Source organism: Photobacterium kasasachensis, from assembly GCF_050336885.1.
Classification (GTDB): domain Bacteria; phylum Pseudomonadota; class Gammaproteobacteria; order Enterobacterales; family Vibrionaceae; genus Photobacterium; species Photobacterium kasasachensis.
The window spans coordinates 68,945-93,190 of record NZ_JAKJSH010000011.1 but is presented as its reverse complement, the minus strand read 5'-3'; the positions used below and the strand labels follow the sequence as shown (position 1 = coordinate 93,190).

Here is a 24,246-nt window from a genome sequence, read left to right as displayed (position 1 = left end):
CGTTATTGACAGGACTGCCCTCAACAGCTTTCAAACTTATTGAAATTCATATAATTAAATACCTAATACTTAACTTCTACTTATTGACAAAGCCAATGGTCATCATGTTTCATAGCATTTCCATATATATACAAGGATTTTTATGTTAGTTGGCAGCGGTATCAGGCACTTGGTCATGTTCAGCATGGCTTCATTGTTAATAGGGTGCGCCGTAAGTTATGAAGCGGCTCAGGAAAAGTACCAGAATGGAGAAGTTACTGAAGCTCGCGAGGCTTGGGCCTCACTTGCCCAAGAAGGCGATACTCGCGCAATGTACAAGCTTTACACAACGGGTAGTGTAAACCACTCCTCCGATGTTGATGCGCTCAAACAAGCAGCAGATCTTGGATATTCGCCTGCTCTGTATGATTATGGTTTGGTTCTCATTTCTCGAGAGCAATATACCAGCGGTTTAGCGCAGATTGATAAGGCTGCGACACAGAGCTTTGAACCCGCTATTGAATGGCAAAAATCCCATCCAAAAGAAATCAAATTTTGGCCAAAAGCAGAGAGCGGTAATCGCTATTCGATGGTCACTCTTGGTGAATACTATAAAGACCGCAAAGACTACGATGAAGCTTATCAATGGTTTAAGAAAAGTGCTGATCTTGAATACCCTAGTGGCTATTTCTATATGGGTGTGATGTATGACTTTGGTTACTCCGTAGATAAAAACCCCAAAACCGCAGCTAACTGGTATCTAATGGCTGCCGATAAAGGCAATACGACGGCTGCCGGCAACCTCTGCTTTATGTATCGAGACGGAAATGGCGTAAAGCAAGATAAAACTAAAGCCCGTGAATTTTGTACCCAGAGCTCCAAAGGCGGAAATGTTAATGCAACTGTAGAGCTCGGTCGTATGTATCTACACGGTATTGGTGGAGGTAAAGACCCAAAGAAAGCCTTTACACTGCTTGAACCTCTGGGCTCAAAAGATCGTTTTGCAGCCTATCACTTAGGTGGGATCTATTACAGCGGTATCGGTCAGCCCGTTGACTACCCAAAGGCCTTCTACTGGTATGAAAAAGCAAACAAGCATAATACATTCACTTTACCCGCCAAACGAATAGCCATCATGTTTGAAGACGGTTTGGGGCGAACCAAAAGTCAGAGTCAAGCCTTTAAATACTACCTAATTGCTGCCCAGCGAGGTGATTCCTTCTCTCAAGAAAAGGTGGGCTACTATTATCGGCGAGGGTTCGGAACCGCTAAAGATCTGCAGCACTCAGCAGAGTGGTTCGAAAAAGCAGCACAGCAAGGCCGGAAAATCTCTGCATACTACATTGGTATGGCTTACCTAAACGGAAATGGCGTCAAAGCGAGTGCCAGCAAAGCAGAACAGTACCTACTACAGTCGGCTAAAGCTGGCGATATGGACGCGCAATTCCAGCTCGGGTACGAATACTCTAATGGTAATCACTTCACCAAAGATAATGATAAATTTGCTCTTTGGACACAAAGATCCGCTGATCAAGAACATCGTATCGCTCAGTACAATCTATCCGTAGCGTACGAAAATGGCTGGGGCAAAGAGAAAAACTATGCATGGGCCGCCTACTGGCGAGCAAAGTCAGCAAAACAAGATTATGATTCTGCTAAAGAAACCTTTCCTAAGTTATTAAAAAAACTCTCTATGCTCAAAGTGAGTAAGAATACCCGAGTCAGAAGTGCAGCAGATAACGACAGCAAGAAAGTTGCCTCGGTGAAAAAAGGAGAAACAGTGTATTTTTTGGGAGGCAACTCATCTTGGAAAGAAGTGTTGCTGGCTAAAGATTATACCCTCGGTTACATTCCTGCGAATGCAACTACTAAAATGACGAGCAAAAAAACGTCAGCGTCAAACGGCTCTCTCTTCCCTTTAAGACCCGCTAAAGTAGCGGGGCGAGTGTCTTGTAATACACGCTGTATTAATTCGACTTGCTACAGAACCTACGATGATGGCCGTCAGATTAAGTACCAAGCCAAACAAAAATTTAATGCTTTTACCGGACAATTTGAATGGGATTCTGGTGGCTGCTAAGTTGCGCCGTCGACAATTTGTCCAGGTCAGTTTTCCAATGCTAGCGATATCTCACCGATAATAGCAAAAGCATTAACGCTGACACATTCGTGCCCTCTTTCTCTACAACCAAGCTGACAGCCAAACCTATATTGCCTGTCAGCTTCGATAACACCCTAACTTAGAGGCTAAATCCAACACACTCGATACCTTCTGGGTCGCTTATCTCCAAGGGTCAAAGGCTTTGCTGGAACGGCGATTCCAGGCGGTGTGCATGACTGCAGATCTAGCAACAGCTTGCCTCTAATCTGCTAGTTGTCTGAACAGGCCGAGTAACAGTTACCAAAGTGCCAAGTCAATCATGAGCCTTACACCTAAACCATCCCTATTAATCTTAGCTATAGCTCTGCTATAAAATGCTTGGTAGCTACGATTTCACACAGAGCAGCTTTCCTATTCTTTTTTCATGCCTTCTTTATTTCAATTGTTTCATCCACGAATTACAAAGAGCAATTTTATACAAACGCATTTTGCATCACTTCGTTATACTCTTAAATAACCTCAGTAAAACGAGGTGATGAAGAGATAAGTACAACAGGCGATGGAGAAAGCAAGACAATGGATTCAAAGAAAAAACAATCGCCGAAAAAGGAACGGGCTACCTATAGTGTTGCCGATGAAATGGGCGGTATTGATCTACTTGATGCCGACTATCACCGTCAGAACTTTTCGCGCCACAGCCATGAAGGCTACACCGTTGGTGTAATTGAAAACGGTGCCCAACAATTCTATCGTACCGGCGGTAACCATGTTGCGCCGCAAGGCAGTATCATTTTAGTCAATGCCGATGAAGTACATAGCGGTCATTCTGCCACCGAAGGCGGCTGGTCATACAAGGCGATGTATCCCCTCCCCGATCAATTTGAAACCATTAGCCACGAACTGGCTGCTGGTTTATCAAGTAACGGAGCGCCATACTTTCCTTCTCCGGTCGTCTATGATCCCGAGCTCGCCAGCCAGCTTCGACTGGTCTTTGAAACATTGGAAAAATCTGACAACCGCCTGCTGCGGGAGACCTTGCTTTACGGTGTAATGACCAAGCTAATGTGCAAGCACGGCAAGCGACCCACCGCACCTCAGGATGTGTCGAAGGCACAACGCCAGCTAAAACTGGTCAAAGAGTTTCTTGATGACTTCCCGAGTGCCGACATCTCCCTTCAGGAGCTGGCAAACCTGGCCTCATTCAGCCCATATCACCTCGTGAGGGCATTCACGAAAGAATACGGCTTTCCACCCCATGCCTACCAAATTCAGGCGCGGCTTCGTCTGGCTAAGCAACTGATTCGAAGGGGACATACCGTCTCTGATGCGGCGCAAGAATCTGGTTTTCATGATCAAAGCCACCTCCATCGACATTTCAAAAAAGCCATGGGTATTACACCCGGTCAGTTTGCCAAGCAAGTGGCTCGCTAGCCATCATCTTAACCGTTATATCTCCCTCTATTGAGCAATAACGTACAAGTTTGTATTGTGATTAATTCATAAAGTGAAAAGCATTACTGATAACAAAGAAGAAACGCTCAATGCAAACATCCATCACAACTAATAACGGAGGCGCGCCTGACAGTAAAGGTGCTTCTCATAAAGACATGACAGATAACAGTAGCCAGCAACAGACATCTCAGGAAAAACGTACCCTCTTCAGACAAGGTGCACTGGCCGTTAGCCCGCTGTGCGTTGCGGTGATCCCATGGGGGTTACTGGCCGGATCGTTCGCAATCGATATAGGCCTAGACCCATTTCAAAGTCAGGCGCTCTCGGCCATTGTATTTGCAGGATCTGCCCAACTAGTTGCGACGGGCTTACTGAAAGTAGGTGCTGGTCTGGCAACTATCTTGCTAACAACCCTGTTTATTACCTCGCGTCATTTGCTCTACAGCATCACAATGCGCGACAAAATCAGCCCGCTGCCGTTAAAGTGGCGAATTGGCCTCGGCTTTTTGCTAACTGATGAACTGTTTGCCCTTTGCGGCCACCAGTCTCCCAAGATATTTAACCGCTGGTATGCCCTTGGGGCCGGCTTGTGGTTTTACATCTGTTGGAACCTGGCTACGCTGGCAGGCATCGTCGCTGGCAAGTTCATCCCCAATCTTGATAGCCTCGGGTTAGATTTTGCTATTGCGGCGACCTTCATTGCCCTTGTGGTCCCGACTGTCAAAAATGCATCCGTATTGGTTTCAGTGGTTGTTGCCTTGATCCTCTCTGTTGTATTACAGGCCTATAACGTGGAAGGCGGTTTAATGCTGGCCAGCCTTGCAGCGATGGTTGCCGGCTACAGCTACGATAGATACGTGGTCAGTCCTATCGAGAAAGAGAAAGAAAAAGGAGAAGACGCATGATTTGGTTAACTCTTCTGGCAATGGCTCTGCTTGTTTTCTCCAGTCGCTACTTGTTTCTGGAGCCAAGGCTTCCTCTGAGACTTAATGCCCAGGCCCAAAAACTATTGAGCTACTCCAGCCCTGCCGTTCTTACTGCAATTTGGGCACCGATAGTCTTCTTGCCTGAAGGCGAGCTCTCCGTCTCGTGGCATAACCCCTATCTGGTTGCAGCGATTGTCGCTGTGTTACTGGCCTGGAAATTGAAAAGTGTACTGCTTACCGCCGTTATCAGCATGGCTGTATTTTTCCTGTTGTCATTCTTATAGAGACAGAAATATAGGGAGACAGAAATTATCGTTGGCTCCTGTTATTGATAATGTTATTTTTCAACGCAATACGAATAACACCCACATGGTTATGACATGAGCGAAAGATACGAAAAAGGGCTGAAGCAACTCAATGAACTCGATCCCAATGCCGCAGATGGGCTAATTGAAAGCTTCAGTGAGATTTGTCCGGATTTAGCTAAGTACACCATTGAATATCCGTTCGGTGATGTATTGCAACGTGAAGGACTCGATTTTAAGACCCGTGAGCTGGCAACAATTGCCGCACTAACTGCACTGGGCAATTGCCAGCCACAGCTCAAAGGTCATATCAGCGGTGCGCTTAACATTGGCTGCACACCCAAAGCGATCACCGAAGTGATCCTGCAAATGTCTGTCTATGCCGGTTTTCCTGCGGCTATCAATGGCATGACAGCGGCTAAAGAGGTGTTTGAGTCTCGCGGGATTATCACGGAAAAATAACCATTGAGAGACAAACAGGTTTACCTTCAGCCTGTTGAACCATACTTTGTAGCTTCAACAGGCTGAAAGCATTTACATCAGGCTTTACAGCTATTTCTGGCTTTAATGGTTACAGTCAACACCGCAATGATGGCGCAAGCCACCAGCACAATCCCCAGGTTTTGTACCGTTCCTGCAACGGCAAGTCCGGCTCCAATCATCAGGTAATACAGAAGTCCCAATACAGCTCCCGCACTGCCAGCCTGAGAGCGATAATGAACCAGTGCCTGACTAAGAACATTAGGGATACCGATACCAAAGCCCATCACAACGAAAATCATCGGAAGCAGGAACCATAATGAACCTTGCAAAAGCAATACTCCGATCGCCCCGACTAAGCCAAGCAAGGTCGCAATGAACATCAGCCTCTGGTGAATAAACCCCTTTTTTATCAGTGTCTTATTTAGCAGGCTGCCCGCAAATGTACCCATAGCAAGCACAATACCACTTCGACCAAACGTAATAGAGTCATAGCCAAGCTGTTCAAACAAGAATGGTCCTTGTAAGTAGTATGAAAACAGCAAGACATTAAAGAGCGCAACCAACAGCGCACTACGCCATATATCGTTATCCCTTATCATCTGTCGAAACAAATCACCTAATGCTGAGGGAGCCGTTATCTCAGGAGTCGTCCCATGTATTGTCTCTGGCATCGTCTCAGGAAGCGTCGCAACGCTGATCATCAGCAGCACCAGTGCCAAACCGCTCAACGTCACAAAGACATAGCTATGCCCGCCCCACTCTGCCAAAAAACCGCCTGACATCATGCCGATAACCGGGCTAAGGGAAATCCCCATTCCCATATACGAGTACACCTTGCTTAGTTCAGGTCCGTCATAGCTATCACGTAACATAGTTTGGGTAACAACAGATCCAACGGCAACCCCGAATGCGCTCAAGCCTCGAGCAACCATAAGCAGTTCAAAACTTGGGGCAACCACCGCACCGGCGGCGCTAAGCGCATAAACTGACAGCCCGAGTAACATTGTTTTTCGCCGACCTAATAGATCTGCCACCACTCCCCAAACAATGACACCTAACGCAAAAGCCAAGAAATATACCGACAACGTCTGGCTTGCAGCTTTGACACTTACATCAAACCGGGTGGCAATATGCGGTAATACCGGGCTGTAAATGGTTTCAACAATCTGCGGGAACATTATCAGCACCACCATTAAACCCAGCGCTGGTTTTGTTTTCATCTCATAAACCTCTAACTGTATAGCGAAGCTCATATTTTTCGAGCAATGCACTTATATTTGAATGACAGCTAGTTTACGAGCCTATCTTATGGTCAAATAACACAACTAGAACAGAAAATATCAAGATTGGGACAATGGCTGAGTTCAGTGAACACACCATCTTTAATGTCGATGAGATGGAAAATGCGGTCATAGGCATAGCAACGCGTGTCGGCAAGCATGATTCCGGAATGCATCAACATCAGAAAGGGCAACTTCTCTATGCACCTAAAGGCTGCATGAGCATCTCACTCAATGGGATTAAGTGTGTATTGCCACCAACACGGGCCGCCTGGATTCCAGCCAACACCCCGCACTGTGCGCGTATGACCAATGTGGTCGAATATCGTTCTCTCTATTTTGATCCGTCGCTAAATACCTCCCTCCCTTCGACGCTAAAAATCGTAGAAGTTAATCCCTTGCTGAAAGCATTGATTGAGCGCATGGCCTTTTGGGAATGGGAGAAACCACAAAGCGAACAACAAAACACTACGGTTCTGTTTTTCGAAGAACTGGCAAATGCCAAAGAAGAGTTGCTGCAATTACCTTTGCCATCAGATCGTCGCCTGCAGAGCTGGGTACAACAACTCAATGAACCAACCTATATTGCTCCCCCCCTTAACCAGCTAAGTCAGTCTGTTGGTGCCAGCAGCAAGACCATCAGCCGAATATTTAGCAAAGAAACAGGAATGGCCTATCAGGCATGGCGACAGCAGTGGCGGTTATTAAAGTCGATCGAGTTATTATCAGAAGGATTACAAGTTAACGATGTTGCCTATCAGCTCGAGTTCTCAAGTGATAGTGCCTTTATCAGCTTCTTCAAGCAACAAACAGGCATTACACCCTTTCAATATATGTGAAAACTGTCACCAATTACTCATCATGAGTATTAACAATGTTAAATATATCTGGTTATTAACCACCCCGATTGCTATCACATTAACAATAATGTCAAATGGTATCCCATATCATTGGGATACATTCAATAATAAAATATGTTCATATTCACTATCTCTTTACAGAAAATAATGTAGTCCATATAGTTACTCTAACCTAAATATCATTATTATCTTTATCATAATAAAGGTTTTATTGTTTTCTCTAAAAGGATTAAAAAGTTGGCTATTTTCAATCACAAAGGAGGTCACCATTTTTCAACTGATGGTGCCGACATTTATTTCGAAACCTTAGGCAACCCGCACGGAAAGCCACTTGTATTAATCCATGGGGGATTAGGTTATATCACAGATCTCAACTGCCTTCTTGAGGCTATACCTAACGGCTATAGAATTATCGGTATTGATCTCAGAGGTCACGGTAAATCAACGCTGGGAACAGCACCATTGAGTTACGAACAATATCAGAAGGATATTGAAGCAATACTCAAACATTTAGCTATTGATACATTCTCTCTTCTAGGCTTTAGTGACGGAGGTATTGTCAGTTATCGCTTGGCTGCTCTATTCAATAAAAATGTTGAAAAACTTATAACGATAGGCTCACAATGGCGCTTAGAAGACAATGATCCATCCATCGAGTTTTTAGCACATGTTACTCCCAATGACTGGCGAGACATGTTTCCGGATTCCGTTGCCTACTATAACAAAGTTAATCCACGACCGGATTTCGACCGCCTCATCAATGAGGTAAAATCAGTCTGGATGGATACAGCACATTCCGGATATCCCAGTAGCGACATTCGTAATATAAAGTGCCCGACACTTATAATGCGTGGTGACAATGACTTTTTATTTTCTCTTCAAGAAGCGGTTGAGCTAGTAGAACAGATCGACAATACTATATTCATGAATATTGCTTTTGCAGAACATGAAGCGCATAAAGAATGTCCACAAATCTGTTGTTCAGTTATACAAAGATTCTTAACTTAAGAACAATTTAAATAGGTCAATATACCTCATACCTAAAGCTAGCCCTTTCACCCTGCTAGCTTTAAAACCATATTTTATCTTTATTATCAGTTCGTGCATTTCCTCAATGACTCTTCCGTATAATAACAGGCTTAATATTAGAGCATTCCATCTAAGTATGAGCAACCACACAATTTATTGATTTGACAATTACAGCATTGATAAATAAAGATAAAACCCCAATATTTCATTCTATTTTGGCACACCTAGCTTCATATGTTCACACTGAACTTTGTTGTCAATCGCACTATTCATCGTAACCAGTCAGTCTCTTACCATTATTTCCCAGCTCAAATTAGATCTTAAGAATAAAATCATCGACATAATATAAACACAGATTAGGTTATCAAGCGTCTGTCTTATATAGATCAACAAAATCATCACCATAATAAATACAAATAACAAAACAGACCTATTAACCAAGAAATCAATACGATTTGTAGAATATAAGGTAAACAAACAGAAGTAACTATAAACAAAGATGAAAATAAAACCATTCACTAATTTAAAAGTTGGTGAGCCTCCCTATTAACTGACAAAAACCTTTATATAAATCATTGTCAGTTTCTATTAACAAGCTACTGGTATTAAAGGATCATTGATGTTTGATAAAGTTAGCTGTTCGCTAAGTGCAGCACAACAAGAAGTCTGTCTGGCTATCAGCCAGTCAGGGCATAATCTCAACTATCACTTATGCGACGTACTTGAATTTCATGGCGAACTAGACCTTTCAAAACTAGAACAGGCAATTCAGGTTCAATTCACTGAAACAGAAACCCTAAGAACGACGCTTGATATACAGGCAGAAACAGGGCTATTCACACAATTCATCCATGCACCTGACACTCAAGCTGGGAAAAAACTCGATTTCCATGACATCTCGATATCACAAGACCCTGAGCAGGAATACGAACGGCTTCTTAGCAACCTACTCAGTCAGGATATGGACCTTATAAACGGACCGCTAGCCCGATATATTGTAGTTCAATTGGCACCGTCTCAATACCGAATCATCGAACTGGCATCCCACTTGGTCGTTGATGGTTGGGGACACGGCATTCTATCCGGCAATATTGCTACCCACTACAACAAACTATGCCGTGGTGAGACAGTTGAAGCGCGAAATCTGCCGCCTCTAAGCAGTATTTTTACCGCTGAAGACGAATATCGAAATAGCAAGATGATGGTAAAGGATCAGGCTTATTGGCAAAAGTATTGCCTAGACCTGCCAGAGCCCACACAACTTGTTCCGGGGGATGCTCCCCTAGCCAAATTAAACCGCCTGAGAAAAGTATTCGACGGCCCTGTGTTACACCAGTTACGAGATGTCACCGCAGAGCATAAACTGCGAATGTCCTCCGTTCTGATGGCACTCTGTGCCACCTACCTGCATCGCCTGACAGGCCAATCTGAACTGGCTGTCGGTATGCCTGTGGCCGCAAGACAAATCAAAGCCCTTCGCGATGTGCCTTCGATGGTAGCTAACATCCTTCCGCTGCATTTATCTTTTGACGAGAACAGTACGGTGCTTTCCGTCGCTTCTAACATTCAGCGACAGTTACGACGTCACCTGCTGCACCAAACCTACCGTTTCGAAGAAATGATCCGGGATCTATATGATGAGCGCGGAAACAAACCGCTATTTAAAACATTGCTGAATGTGGTCGCCTATGATCAGGGAGCAAACTTTGATGGCGGTGAAACAAGGATCCAAAATGTCGCCAACGGCCCTGCGTCACACTTGGGTATCGATATCTTCGACCGTAACAAAGATGGCCGTCTGGAGATCGGCTTTAACGCCAATGCTGAACTCTTCTCCAATGAAAATCTGGAAATGCATTATCTGCGACTCACTCTTTTGCTGGCACGGTTTGTCGAAGCGCCTAATACACCTGCCGCTGACTACAACCTGTTCTTCGATGGTGAATACGAACGGCTGTATTCACTTCCGGGCAAAGCTGGTGAGTTACCTGTCTTTGCCGATGCTTTCAATACCTCAGTGAATAAGCACGCATCAAAGTTCGCCCTTTCCCAAGGTGAGCGTCAGATCTCCTACTCGATGCTCAATGACTATGCCGATCGCCTTGCCAACCATTTGCTACAGCAAGGCGTCAGCCAAAATGACAGTGTCGCGGTGGTTGTATCACGAAGCATCGAATGGGCCATTGCTGCCGTGGCCCTGTTCAAGCTTGGGGCTGCTTACGTTCCCGTCGACCCGGAGCTACCCGAAGGCCGTATCGAACACATTCTTTCAGATGCAGCACCCGCTAAAATTCTTGTCTCTCCCGGGTGCGGACTTAATGTAAACGTTCAAGCCGAAAAAGTGCTTTACCTATCAGCAGAATTGTTCGAGCAATTGCCTACGGCCCGGCAATCCATTTATAGCGTTGACCCTAGCTCGCTGGCTTACCTTATTTACACCTCCGGCTCTACCGGTAAACCCAAGGGCGTGGAAGTCACCCACCGCAACCTTGTCCCTATCGCCCGCACAGCGATAGAGGCTGCTGATCTTCAACCCGGCGAGAAGGTGTTGCAGTTCATCGCGGCAGGGTTTGATATGTCCGTGCTTGAGATCATGATGACTCTGCTGGCCGGAGCTACCTTGGTGATTACCGACAAGGTTGCAAGTACACCGGGTAAACCGCTGGCTAAACTGGTCAAATGCGAAAACATCGACCTGCTTGTCATGACACCCAGCCTGCTGGCCTACCACAAAACAGAAGATTTTCGTCAGGGAACCAGGCTCTTGCTCGGTGGCGAAGCATGTACCCCAGCTTTGCTCTCACGTTTCTCGCATTGTCGACTGCTCAATGTCTATGGCCCGACTGAAACGTCCTTTGCTACCTCTATCAATGCTGAGTTTGGTACCAACAACTTATCAATCGGACCGCCAACCGCCAACACCCGCCTCTATGTGGTCGACAAGCAACAGCAACTGCTCCCTCCCGGTTCATGGGGAGAGCTGTTCATCGGAGGCCCCGGCGTTGCGCAAGGATACCGCAACCAGCCTGAGCTAACGGCAAAAGGCTTTGTGCCAGACTTGCTTGATGAAAACACCACCATGTACCGGGTTGGCGATCGGGTTTATTTTGACTCCGAGGAGCGCATTCACTACCTCGGACGCCAGGACAACCAAATCAAACTTCGTGGCTTGCGTATTGAACTGGATGAAATCAAAAACGCCCTGCTCAGTTGTAGTGATGTAGAAGATGCTGTCGCACTCTTGAGTGAGCTTCCCCATGGTCCAGCCATTGTCGGTTATGTGGTCTGCAAGGATGCTGCACTTGAAAGCGATCGTTTGAAGCAAGCCGTCAGCCGTCAGTTGCCCCATCACATGATCCCCAATGTTATAATGACTGTCGAAGAATTCCCGCTGACATCAAACGGCAAACTCGCCGTCAGGCAACTGCCGTCACCGGTCATTATCGACAGCACAGAGAAACTTCTTCCAACAACAGCTGAAGAAGAGACAATGTGCAGCCTGTTTGCCTCAACACTGGAACGCAACCAAGTCTATGCCAACGAGAACTTCTTCGAGCTCGGCGGTCATTCGCTGCTGGGCCTGCAGCTCATTAACCGTATCAATGAAGCGTTTGGCGTCACGTTAGGGATCAGTGACTTCCTTGCTGCCCCTTCTCCTCGCCAGTTAGTTCAACGTCTGGATCCTAGTGTCAGCTACAGCGATCCTTTCGACAGCATGCTGCCGCTACGTGTCGAAGGTAACCGTCCGCCATTATTCTGTATTCACCCGGGCGGAGGAATTGCCTGGCCGTATGCCGGTCTCTTGCCTTTCCTGCCCGAAGACCAGCCAGTATATGCTATCCAGTCGCCAATCCTTCGCGATCCGAACCGGATCGTGGGTTCATTGGATGAGCTTGCCAAGGAATACTTACAAAAGATTCAGGCTATCCAGTCTGAAGGCCCTTATCAACTGGCAGGCTGGTCCGTTGGCGGTAACCTGTCACTTCGTATGGCAGCAATGCTTCAGGCTCAGGGACATCAGGTCAGCTTCCTGTGTATGTTTGACAGCTACCCGCTGCAAGAAGGGCAAGCCTCGCTCAAGCTGGATGATGCGACCGTTATTACGCGTATGACTCGAGCCATTATCGGTACTCCACGCGCAGGAATGAAAGGGTTGAAGAGTGCCATGGATGAGGTTCTTGGCAAGAATGATGTTGGCGATGACTTCCTGACACGCATTGTGGAAGATTCCAAACTGATGCTTGATCTGCTTGCCAACTGTCGATATGACCGCTTTAACGGTGATCTACTCTTTATCCGTGCCACCACCGATATTTTGCGGACAGAAGAACAGCAACCTGCACTTTGGTCTCCTTACGTTTCGGGATCACTAATCGAGTACGAAGTTGATGCTCCGCACGAATGTTTGCTGCAACGTCAGTACCTTGAACAATTCGGTGATCAATTTGCTAGTGAGTTGCTCAAACGCCAGTCTGAAACGTTAAACAGTGAACAAGTCGCTGATGTGTAAGCGCTAAAAGTAAAACAGCATAGGTTAACGCCTATGCTGTTTTTTCCATTGTGATGAGATATCACGACTATTTCTTGCTTTTAGCTTCTCGCCTTCTCAATAGCATCATGCCAAACAGTGCCAACACGCCAAAGAAGTCAAATGAACCGCCACTCCCTCCATCTGACGACGAAGGCGCCTGCGGAGTTGGGGCTGTTGTCGGCTCAGGAGTCGTTTCAGGAGCAGGCGCTGCTGCCACTTTTAGGCTAACAGGATAATGGCGAACACCTTTACCCGGCGTGGTAATCGTCAGAGAAAAACCAAGTTCTTGCTCTTTGCCTGATGAAGGCAATGCAACATTCAAGACCTTGGCATCAGGGTTGGCAATAGCGACTTTCGTCCCTTTCACCTGCTCCCAGTGATACTGGTATGCGATACCGTCTTCCAAATCTGCCACACTGTCTGCATCAAGCACCAAATTGGCGCCTGCAGGTTTTGACTCGACTGCTGCCGGTTTAGCGGCAGGGCCCAGATCACCGACAGCTACTCGGATGATCTTACGACTCACGCGACTCCCCTGGCTAACCGTCAGCTCAAGCTCGATATCCGACGAAGTACCCACTTCAGGTAACTTGATTTTAATCTGCTTACCTTGCGACGGCAGATCAGATAAAGCAGGACCACTTAATTGCTTCCAGCTAAAGACAAGCGTTTCACTACCAGTACCTGTCGATGGCGAAGCATCCAAGCTCAGCTCGCTCAACTCAGCAAGTTTGTATCCACCAGCTACTTCATTTTTTAATTTGATAACCGGGCTTGGAATAACATACTTAGCGATATCAATACGCCACTGTTTCTTGGTGTGGGTTTGGCCGTCAAACACATCAAGCTCAAACGTCTGCGCACTGCCTGATGCACTTGCGGGTACGGTGAACTCTAAGGTTGAGCCCTTGGCGACAGGCACGACAAGTGGACCAGAAATCTGGCTCCATTTAAACTGAAGTGCAGCAGGCCAATTATCTGGATCTTTCGCATTGGCTGTCAGTGTAACCTTATCGCCAATATTTGCCTTAACCGGACCTGCGATAGTAACCGTCGGAGCTTGGTTGACATAAGCTCCCCAAGAGACGCTATGTGTTGCGACCGAAGATGCTTCACCATCATCTGCGGTTACCTGAACTTGTACCGATCCCGCGCCCTGGCTCTTGGGAATATTCAACCGAATTTTCTCATTACTAAGCTGCTCAAAAGGAATACTCACGCCTTTCACTTGCCAGGTGAGTTTTACATTTTCCGGCGTCTCGTCAGTCCAATTTGCACTAACCTCTACCGATTGACCGGCCTGGGTAGTTGTCGAGCCAGTCAGGCTTATTACCGGCGCTTTATTTGCCGGTTTTAGGTTAATAACTCGAGTCGCAGTGGCTGTTGCTTCACCATCACTGACTTCAGCAGTAACTGTCAACGAACTTGCCGTAACGGATGCAGGCACAGTCCATGATAATTGCTTACCTGAAGGCAAAGCCGGTGAATCAATTCCCGAAATCTTCCAGCTCACAGTCAACTTATCCGCAGCTGTTTCCTTGTCGCTAACCAGGGCGGAAACCTCAAGCAATTTGCCAGCCTGAACCTCTGTAGGCGCATTTAGGGAGATAGTCGGAGCAACATTCACATGCTTCAGCGCAATAGATGCCGATTTGCTGACTGCAGACTCGGCTGACTGACGGCTATCTGTGACTTTCAGTGACAGCTCGATAGTGCGGTCTTGGTCCGATGCCGGCGCCTGCCATTGAATAGACTGGCCCTGCCCGATCCACTTACCATCAATATACCAATTTGCCTGTACAAAGCCTTCACTGTCCGGATCCGATAATTTGTCCATAGCGAAAGTGACACTCTGCCCTTCTGACACCTCAGTCGGTGCATTAATCTCAAATGTTGCGGGCTGATTAACTGCATCGACTTCTACGGTATGACGAACAGTACGCTTCTCACCATTCAGAGTGTATACCGCATCGATCTCATAGCGCTTCGATTGCGCAAGATCCGGGACCACTAGGCTGAACGTCTCACTATCAGACGTGCTATCCTCACCAACAACCTGCCACTGCACCGTAATCGGTGAGCCCGCGAGCATCGCCTTAAAAGTCAGTGTCGATTTTTCAGACGCCGATGTCGGACCATCAATAGTAAAGGCAGGCACACAGTTCAGCGTCACCAACTCGGCCGCGGTATAACTTGAATAACCTGTCAGCTGCCACTTCCCGTCAGCTAGCTCAGTATTGTTATCCATAGTTAACCACAAACTTCCACCAGTGCGTGCCAATGAGGTCAGCTCGATAGTCTTCTTGCTATTAGACAGTTTCGGCAACAAGTTAGATTGGTTGTCTCCTATCAGGCGCAACACATGACGAACATTATCGCTCTTCCAGGCTAGCGGCTTATTGAGCGTTAACGACCAGGCATTATTCACTTTTTCAAATGCAGCCAGACCAGCTTGGTGACCGCCGATCAAGGTGAACGGATAAGCCTTATCCTGCACCAGCTTATTGTCCTGCCAATGGCGAACCGTAAGAGGTTGCAAGCTCGCTTCACCACAGGTGAGTTGCGGTGTTGGTAATGTTAACGTCCGCTTTTCACCCGCAGCCAGCTCTATATTCTGTTCAATCTGATTCAGCAGAGCCACCTCGACACGTTCAGCCTTATTAGCGCTATCGCGGTTAACCAAGGTTACCGAGGTTTCCGCAGGCATCAGAGAAGCGATAGCGACTCGTGATTCCGGCTCAACCTGACGTGGCAAGAGATTGGAGTTAGTAAGGCGCAGACGATATATCTGTTCGGCTTTCAAGCTTGAGTCAAGCCGACGCGCCGTTACCAGTAACGCCTGAGAAAGCTCCCAATATGAGGCATCAACAGAAAGACCGGCAAACGTCTCCAACACAATGTGATCTGCAAGCTTTCTGCCTTTCTCTTCACCGTGAATAGCAATCAAGTCTTCCATCGCCGCCAGTAACGGCTGAGCTAACATAGGTTCAAAGAAAACCTGTCCTTCCGGCCCCGTTATGCCACCATGGGAAGAGGAAATTTTCGCTTCCATGCCATCAAAGTAATCATAAAGCTGAGTACGAAGCTGTCGATCAGCACTCGTTTTACCGCATGCTCCGCTTCTAAAGTCACTAAGGCTGCCATTCCATTTAGGATCCTGGCGCAAGAACCCAGCCGCCCAATAGTCGGCAAACCCTTCATTCATTGCAGTGTTAACCGGATTGGAGCGTGACAAACCCTGCAATCGAATAAAAACAGAGTGTCCTTGTTCGTGCAGTGTGGCACCGGGATCGTAGAGCGAGGCGCTACAGTTATTATCGACAATCTGAATAATATCGAATGCCGGTTTGTAAATACTGCTTCCACCACTCGCAGTAGTTGATAGCACCAAGCTTGGTTTGCTTGGCAGCAAGTGCGCATAACCTAGCGTATTGGCAGCGTAGCCGATCCCTTTATCCGCGTAGGCAACATTGGTGATAATACTCGTCAGCTTTCGCTTTTTCTCTGCAGCAGAATCCGCATCGCTATCGGCGTCACTCCATAACTGTGCAAACGCACTATTTCCAAAATCCCAAGAGAAATCCAAGCTATCAAGAAAAACCAGATTTGCCGTCTGCAGTTTATCAGCCGTGTTTATCGATAAACTCTGAGAGATAGGCGGCCACACCTCCCAGAAATTTGCCACATAGTTTGCACCAAGCGTTCGCTGAGGATGCTGACCATACCCCTGCCACTGCCAAGGAGACATCGGCGGAATACTTTGTTTGTCGCTACGTTTTGCATAAGGAAAACGAGGTAAAGCGGACGGACTAGACGACTGGCTGTTCCACCACAACTCTAATAACCCATCCGGGTTACGAGAAGGCAAATTCAACTGGTAACCAAGCACCAGCTTCTTATTTGATATCCGATATAGCGGCGAACCCGTTATTTCATCGGCGACATAGCTTGCGGGTAATTGTTTCTGATCGGCTTTATTGAGCAACCGTAACCTATTCGCCTGAGACTGGATAGAAAGTGTTAATGGCTCTTTAGGGTTACTCAAGATGGTTTTGAGCGAACTAATTGCTTCATCAATGCTCTTTATTTTACTGCTGTTGTTATCATCTTCTCCTGGTCGATAATCAACCACCCGATACTGATAACGGAATAACTGACAGTTGTTATCGATTGATAAAATCAGCTCCTGCTTTTCGATCGGAATGTTGTTGTGATGAAGATTAAAGACTAAATGATGGCTATCTACCCCATCGACCTGAGCAATAAATTGAAAGTCTTCCGGTTGCCAAATACTACCAGCTTGAGCCAGCACATCCGGTAACAGACTTCGCCCCTGAGCTTCATCAACCTTTGACCCGGCACTACAACTGAGACTGTTAGGAAACGCCATCGCGTTTGTTTCTTGCATCGGCATTGCATGCACCGAACCGGCAAGAAGAAATAACACTGATATATTCAGCTTACGCATTGTGAATGAACCTTAAATACTTTTCTTAGAATGCTCCGCCTTCGCGTGGGCGGTAATGTTTTATTTTAAAATTATTATGAACACCGTTCATACCGTGAGAGTATAAGTAATAATGTGCTCGTTTTGAAGGGTGTTTTTTTAGAAAAGCGAAGAAAAACTGAAGATTTACGGGGCCAAGGACATTATTGAAAACTAATATCGCAATAATAAATACAAATAAAAACAGCATAGACGTTCACCTATGCTGTTTGCTTTAATCAAATTTAGACACGCTTATTGCGCTTACATTCTTTCAGTAAAAGTCCGCGTAATAACGTCTTGCTGTTGTTCTTTTGTCAGAGAGTTAAAACGCACCGCATAACCAGACACTCGAATTGTCAGCTGTGGGTATTTTTCTGGGTTTTCTACCGCATCAAGCAACATTTCACGGTTCATAACATTCACATTCAAATGCTGCCCGCCTTCCACGTCAATGCCATTTTCACCAGCTTCATGGTGGAAATAACCATCCATTAACGCTGCTAGATTTTGCTTCTGGGTATCCATATCTTTACCCAGTGCATTCGGCACAATAGAGAAAGTATACGAAATACCATCTTTTGCATAAGCAAACGGCAATTTTGAAACAGATGTTAATGAGGCAACGGCACCATTTTGATCACGCCCGTGCATCGGGTTGGCACCCGGACCAAACGGCATACCGGCACGACGACCATCTGGCGTGTTACCAGTTTTCTTGCCATACACGACATTCGAAGTGATGGTCAGAATAGACTGAGTCGGAATCGCCTCACGGTACATGCTCATCTTATGAATCTTCTTCATGAAACGTTCGACAAGATCACAGGCAATGTCATCAACACGTGCGTCATTGTTACCAAACTTCGGATAATCGCCGTCAATATCAAAATCAACTGCCAGACCGTCTTCGTCACGAATCGGTTTCACCTTGGCAAATTTGATTGCAGCCAAGGAGTCAGCAACCACTGACAAACCAGCAATACCACATGCCATGGTACGGCGGACATCACGATCCATCAGTGCCATCAGGGATGCCTCGTAGCTATAACGGTCATGTGAATAATGGATAATATTCAATGCTGTTACATACTGAGTTGCCAGCCAATCCAACATTTCATCGAAGCGTGGCATCAGGCTGTCAAAATCCAGCACTTCATCTGAGATCATCGCTTGTTTCGGGCCAACCTGAACTTTGGATTTCTCATCAATACCGCCATTGATGGTATAAAGCAGTGCTTTTGCCAGGTTGGCACGGGCACCGAAGAACTGCATGTCTTTACCAACAACCTGCGGACTAACACAACAAGCAATCGCATAGTCATCATTATTGAAATCCGGACGCATCAGATCATCATTTTCATACTGAACTGATGATGTTTCAATGGACACTTTTGCCGCGTACTTCTTAAAGGCTTCAGGTAGCTGCTCCGACCAAAGAATCGTCATATTTGGCTCAGGTGCCGGACCCATGTTGTGCAATGTATGCAAGTAACGGAACGTCGTCTTGCTTACCAGTGTACGGCCATCAACACCCATGCCAGCCATCGCTTCGGTTGCCCAGATAGGATCGCCAGAGAATAGAGAATCGTAATCAGGGGTACGAAGGAAACGGACCATGCGAAGCTTCATGATGAAGTGATCCACCAGCTCTTGCGCCTGTGACTCGTTAATAACACCATTCGCGAGGTCACGCTCGATGTACACATCTAAGAATGTCGAAGTACGTCCTAACGACATGGCTGCACCGTTTTGTGACTTCACGGCAGCCAGATAACCAAAGTAGGTAAACTGAATAGCTTCTTGCGCTGATTTTGCCGGAGCAGACATTTCAATGCCGTATTTAAGCCCCATAACGCGGATATCTTCCAACGCCTGAAGCTGATCCGCAAGCTCTTCACGAAGACGTAGCGTTTTCTCGAGATCCTGTCCTTGCTCCAGGAAAGCCTGAGTAGATTTAAGCTGTGCCTGCTTATCAGCCTTCAGGAAATCAATACCGTACAAAGCAAGACGGCGGTAGTCGCCAATAATTCGTCCACGGCCATAGGCATCCGGCAGGCCGGTGATGATCCCGGATTTACGACAAGCCAGAATATCTTTGGTATATAGATCAAAACAAGCCTTGTTGTGTGTCTTGCGGTATTCGGTAAAGGTTTTCTCTACGCTAGGATCCAGCTCGCGGCCATACACTTCACACGAGTTCTTCACCATACGAATACCGCCATTAGCAATAATCGCCCTTTTCAGAGGCTTGTCAGTTTGCAAGCCAACAATGGTTTCCAACTCTTTGTTAATGTAGCCGGCATCGTGAGAGATTATGGTTGATGGCAGATCAGTATCAAAATCAATTGGCGCATGAGTCCGGCTTTCTTCTTTAATTCCCTCTAAAACACTATTCCAAAGTGTGGCGGTCGCTTCAGTGGCATCTGCAAGAAAAGATTCATCGCCTTCATAAGGTGTATAGTTGGTTTGAATGAAGTCACGCGTATTGACCTCAGTCTGCCAATCACCTGCTGTAAAGCCTTTCCATGCTTGAAGCATTTCAGTCGTTGGAATTGTCATATTTAATACCTAACAATAAGAGTTATTATGAGATTTAGAGTTTTAAAGCTTTGGATTCCAAGCCTCTCATCTCGTTGACAAAATAGTATGACAAATCAATTAATGAGTAAAATGAATGGTTTTCATTTTTTACATGTATGATGCGCATAGATTATTTTCTATTTTGCTTTAGCCATACAAAAAAGCCCTTCATCTTAATTGTTGATGAAGGGCTTCGATTATCAGATTTGGTTCGCTATTTAACTTTAAATAAGCGGCCCGTAATCATACTCATAAAGTGTTCCGATATGGTCGTCCCTGTTGTACATAGATACACATGCGCAGCAATAAACAACACCATCACATGCGACATTGTCACGTGTAATATGACCATCAGTGTTTTTCCGTCAAAGCCAATAATCTCTTTCGGCAATAGTTCATTAAAGAAAAGCGCAATACCGGACAAAATTAATAACGGGAAAGCAGCGAATACAATCGATAAATACCCCATTTGCTGCAACGGATTCAGGCGTTTTTTCGGATCATGACCCGCAGGATTCTCATCACCACTAAAAATGCCCTTCAAGTAAAATTGAGCTTGCCTGATACTGTTTTTGACAAAATTCGGTCGAGGCAAGTACTGCTTTATCTGCCCAGAAAGCACCAGGTAGATCAAATACAGCCCCCATAGCACTATCAGTACAGCACCTAGGATATTGTGACTGTTTTGCGCAAACTCGAAGGCAACGACCGAGAAATGCATCGACAGTCCCGTAAGCAGCAAAATGATAAACACGATAACGTTAGTGTTATGCCATAACCTGACCCCTACCGGGAACATCACAGTGGACGTTTTTACCAACTCGACCTTGTCTCGCTGTCCTAACTTTCTTAAGCGAGCATGGAATGCCAAGAGTGACAGCGTAACCAACAGAGCAATCCCGAAGATAGCATCAACCCACCCTATTGGAGTTGCACCAATAAGATAGCGTTCATCAAGCAGCTTTTCATTCATAAAGCCGTAAGGTGAGTCTGCCTTCCCTTTCTCTTTGGCAACGGCATCTGCGTTTTGCTCAAGCAAGGTGCTGTCATCAAAAATGCCTTTATCTAACATAGAAAAAGCTTTCTGCTCATTACTGTACTTATACAAGGTCGTCGTTATCGCAGAATCTTCGTTATGACAAAGCTTACAGTCTCTGACTGCATCCTCAGCCGGAGTGATGGTATGTAGTTTCACACCCTCGCCTTCGCTATGGCAATCAACACATCGAACGGCACTGAAATGCTTGTTTTTCTCTGGCAAGAACCAGTGTGCCATATCCTGATCTAACAGTTTTTTATCTGTCAGCTTCTCGTAACCTTGCAGGTCATTATGGCAGGCAAAGCACGGCTCATTAGCCTGTTCAATGCTATGGGCAATATCCTCAGTACGGCCCGGGAAGTTAAAGGTATGCGCATTATGGCATTCCTGACACTCGAACTGATGACCGAATTGCTCAACGATTGTCTTAGTATGGTGACTTGTTTCCAGTTGATGGTTGATATCTTGAAACACAGTATTATGACAGCTATCACAACTGCGGCTTATTACATCATCTTTGAACTGGTGAGGCGCTTCCTCAAACGCACTGTCATTCGCTCCCTCATGACAATTCAGACAGCTCTGATCTTTGTGTACCGAGTCGTTATATCCAACAACATCGGTATGCAAGTCTAAGGTTCTGCCCCGCTCTGTCTTCCACTCATCATTAATCGTATCACTGGCATGGCATGACAGGCATTGCGCATTCTCGTCTGCCGTCTGGGCTCTCAGTTCTCTGGCCTGATCACCAAAGTTATCAGTCCCAGCCGGGCCCGCCTGAGTATGGCAAGCAAACATTGCCGCCAACAACACCATGCCAAATGTTTTACTATTGATTTTTAACATTTGTTACCTCAGCGAGTTTATGGTGTCTTAAAGCCAAACTGATGGCACTGTTTACATACAGACTTCGATTCACTGTGCTCCATATGGCATGAATCACACGGAAGCTCTGTTTCCCAGTGCGGAGAGTTATGCGGGTTGGGCTCAAGCTCTTTGGTTAACTCTGCAACCGCTTCAGGGCTGCCATGGCAATTAGCGCAATTTGTGGTATCTGCAGGCGTAACAGGTTCGCTGGAACCGTGGCAAAGCTCACAGCTATTTCCGTTTTGGTGGACTTTCTTGTGATAGCTTTTTACCGGTACCCGGTTGTAAATTTTATTGTCGATATAATCTAAAATTTTCTGGTGCAGCGCGTTTTGTTCCAGAACTTGTTCTGCATTACTCTTCGGTGAGGCATTTGTATCCGAGGCAAAAACATTAAATGCCAACCCTAAGAGCAGAACGAATACTAATAGCGGTGTAATTAACTTATTCGTGTTATTCATTGTTTTCATTCCAAATCAGAGAAGACTAAATAGCGTCATTACGAGCAACACTGTTGCCTGCGATACGTCCCATCACCAATCCATCGGTAATCGCGCAGCTTCCAAGACGACTGGCACCATGAGGGCCGCCTGTTACCTCTCCGGCGGCATAAAGTCCGGCAATCGGCTCAAAGGTTTCGGAATGTAAAACCTGGGCACTCGGATTAATTTCAACCCCACCCATACAGTGGTGCACTTTAGGCCAGCCTCTGACGGCATAAAATGGCGGCTTGATGATCGGCGTTGCTGTCGAGACAGGTTTAGCAAACTCCAAGTCGTCATTGTTTTTGACATACTCGTTATAGGCAGTCACTGACTCAATGAGTCCCTCTGCTGGAATCTGGTAATGGCTGGCAAGATCTTCCAGACGGTCAAACGCATGCACAACCTTATATTCCAGGCAGCGATCCAGTGTCGGACATGCCTTGGCACCCACACTGTCGACGAGAATAATTGGGTAATCAGGCTCGCCGCTTTCCTTGACGTTTTTGATCATGGCATCGGCACGTGTCTTCCTGTCTGCCAATTCATTGACAAAACGTTTCCCTGTTGCCCGCTCGACCATGATCCCGTAACGGAAGCCTGACTGAATATTAAACATTGAAGCAACACCAAAACCCTGCTCATCGGGTGATGCCCATGGACCAAGCTGAATAAGGGATAACTGGACGGGTACAGCACCGATCCGAAATGCTGCACGAAGCGCCTCTCCCGTTGCTCCCGGCTGGTTGGTACTGTCTATAACCCCACCCAACCGCGGATCTTGAGCAGATAAAAACTTGGTGTCACGGCTAAAGCCACCGGAAGCAAGAACTACCCCGCGTCTGGCTTTAAAGTGTTTTACTATGCCTGTCTCTTCATCAGGGAAGCGGTAGCCGTCTTTGACCTGGATGCCGATAATACGTTTGTCATCGTTGGTAATGAAATTCAGCATTTTGCATTCAGTGCGAATAACAACACCTTCTCTACGGGCGGTTTTGACCAGCGGCCTGACAATGCCAGAGCCAGAAGCATTATGGGTAAGATACGTTCGGGCGACCGAATGGCCACCAAGCCAGGATAACTTAGGCTTAAATTTGGCACCGCACTCAACCACAAACTTAAACGCATCCGGCGAGCCAGCAGCGATTGCTCTTGTAAGTTCCGGGTGGTTAATTCCGCGACCAGCTGCCATCATGTCCTGCACCATAAGCTCGACGCTATCTTCAACGCCTTCTTCTTTTTGTAACTCACTGCCTGCAACTGCGAACAGCCCACCGTTAATGGTTGAGTTACCGCCTGGAACACGCATTTTTTCTACGATCATGACATCAAGCCCTTTACGACGAGCCTCAATCGCAGCTGACAAAGCGGCAAACCCACTACCAATAACTAATACATCAAACGTTTTATCCCATCGAATGGCATTATTAATTTGACTGGCACTTGCCTCACTGCCAAGCATCATGGCTGTTGCTGCAGCAGCGCCACCAGCCAATAACTTTCGTCGCGAAACATCTACCTTTTGGCAATTATCATTACTCATAAATGTGCTTCCATTTCAGATAAAAAACTCTTTCTAATAGGCGGCATGAGGGATTAAAAAGCACATCTAATGGGCTTTTTATGGCGTGTCAGGAAATAACTTTTTCATTTGCCGCATTAGCAAAATTTATATTTATAGATATTGTTATATATTTAATCGTTCCGGTTCATTGATTGAACAGAATAAAAAGATGTCGATTAACTCGTGCAAGAATTGTAAATTTATTTACCTATTAAGAGGTAATGATGATTAGTCATTAATGATATGCGCCGAAATCATTTACTGCATAGCAGTCATGAA

14 protein-coding genes are annotated in these 24,246 nt (G+C 46.2%); 8 read left to right on the top strand and 6 right to left on the bottom strand.

Annotated features, from left to right (window positions below; genetic code table 11):
* Positions 1-142 precede the first annotated feature (142 nt).
* The 5 genes from L4D19_RS16265 (at position 143) to L4D19_RS16245 (ending at position 5,225) form a co-directional block, all read left to right on the top strand.
* Complete coding sequence (locus L4D19_RS16265) at positions 143-2,059, top strand: hypothetical protein (protein WP_428453312.1); 1,917 nt, start codon at positions 143-145, stop codon at positions 2,057-2,059.
* A gap of 597 nt (positions 2,060-2,656) precedes the next feature.
* Positions 2,657-3,511 carry an AraC family transcriptional regulator gene (locus tag L4D19_RS16260; protein WP_428453311.1) on the top strand — a complete coding sequence of 285 codons (855 nt, stop codon included), beginning with the start codon at positions 2,657-2,659 and terminating at the stop codon, positions 3,509-3,511.
* A 176-nt stretch (positions 3,512-3,687) separates the two neighbouring features.
* Entirely contained in the window at positions 3,688-4,437 is a 750-nt protein-coding gene (locus L4D19_RS16255) for an AzlC family ABC transporter permease (RefSeq protein WP_428453438.1), read from the top strand.
* On the top strand, positions 4,434-4,742 hold the full coding sequence (locus tag L4D19_RS16250; RefSeq protein ID WP_239411142.1) for an AzlD domain-containing protein: 309 nt from the start codon (positions 4,434-4,436) through the stop codon (positions 4,740-4,742). The genes L4D19_RS16255 and L4D19_RS16250 overlap by 4 nt, the downstream gene beginning before the upstream one ends.
* Positions 4,743-4,838: 96 nt before the next feature.
* Positions 4,839-5,225 (top strand): carboxymuconolactone decarboxylase family protein, encoded by a 387-nt coding sequence (locus L4D19_RS16245; protein ID WP_239411143.1) that lies wholly within the window; start codon positions 4,839-4,841, stop codon positions 5,223-5,225.
* Positions 5,226-5,302: 77 nt separating this feature from the next.
* Here the strand turns inward: L4D19_RS16245 and L4D19_RS16240 are convergent, their stop codons facing one another.
* Complete coding sequence (locus L4D19_RS16240; protein ID WP_428453310.1) at positions 5,303-6,466, bottom strand: multidrug effflux MFS transporter; 1,164 nt, start codon at positions 6,464-6,466, stop codon at positions 5,303-5,305.
* A gap of 134 nt (positions 6,467-6,600) precedes the next feature.
* On the opposite strand from L4D19_RS16240, the gene L4D19_RS16235 reads away from it, so the two are divergent.
* The 3 genes from L4D19_RS16235 to L4D19_RS16225 all read left to right on the top strand — a co-directional run bounded on the left by L4D19_RS16235 (position 6,601) and on the right by L4D19_RS16225 (position 12,925).
* The gene (locus L4D19_RS16235; RefSeq protein WP_428453309.1) at positions 6,601-7,365 is read left to right on the top strand and encodes an AraC family transcriptional regulator; all 765 of its coding nucleotides are present in this window, start codon (positions 6,601-6,603) and stop codon (positions 7,363-7,365) included.
* A 258-nt stretch (positions 7,366-7,623) separates the two neighbouring features.
* Positions 7,624-8,394 carry an alpha/beta fold hydrolase gene (locus L4D19_RS16230; protein WP_428453308.1) on the top strand — a complete coding sequence of 257 codons (771 nt, stop codon included), beginning with the start codon at positions 7,624-7,626 and terminating at the stop codon, positions 8,392-8,394.
* Positions 8,395-9,034: 640 nt separating this feature from the next.
* Positions 9,035-12,925 (top strand): amino acid adenylation domain-containing protein, encoded by a 3,891-nt coding sequence (locus L4D19_RS16225; RefSeq protein WP_428453307.1) that lies wholly within the window; start codon positions 9,035-9,037, stop codon positions 12,923-12,925.
* 67 nt (positions 12,926-12,992) lie between these two features.
* On the opposite strand, the gene L4D19_RS16220 is transcribed toward L4D19_RS16225, so the two are convergent.
* The 5 genes from L4D19_RS16220 to L4D19_RS16200 all read right to left on the bottom strand — a co-directional run bounded on the left by L4D19_RS16220 (position 12,993) and on the right by L4D19_RS16200 (position 23,946).
* Positions 12,993-17,414 carry a hypothetical protein gene (locus L4D19_RS16220; protein WP_428453306.1) on the bottom strand — a complete coding sequence of 1,474 codons (4,422 nt, stop codon included), beginning with the start codon at positions 17,412-17,414 and terminating at the stop codon, positions 12,993-12,995.
* A gap of 282 nt (positions 17,415-17,696) precedes the next feature.
* Positions 17,697-19,994 (bottom strand): formate C-acetyltransferase, encoded by a 2,298-nt coding sequence (gene pflB, locus L4D19_RS16215; protein ID WP_428453305.1) that lies wholly within the window; start codon positions 19,992-19,994, stop codon positions 17,697-17,699.
* Positions 19,995-20,229: 235 nt separating this feature from the next.
* A complete protein-coding gene (locus L4D19_RS16210; RefSeq protein ID WP_428453304.1) occupies positions 20,230-21,900 on the bottom strand; it encodes a cytochrome b/b6 domain-containing protein in 1,671 nt (556 codons plus the stop codon).
* A 17-nt stretch (positions 21,901-21,917) separates the two neighbouring features.
* Positions 21,918-22,382: a cytochrome c3 family protein gene (locus L4D19_RS16205; RefSeq protein ID WP_428453303.1), complete on the bottom strand. Its 465-nt coding sequence runs from the start codon at positions 22,380-22,382 to the stop codon at positions 21,918-21,920.
* A 25-nt stretch (positions 22,383-22,407) separates the two neighbouring features.
* Positions 22,408-23,946 (bottom strand): flavocytochrome c, encoded by a 1,539-nt coding sequence (locus L4D19_RS16200; protein WP_428453302.1) that lies wholly within the window; start codon positions 23,944-23,946, stop codon positions 22,408-22,410.
* Positions 23,947-24,246 lie beyond the last annotated feature (300 nt).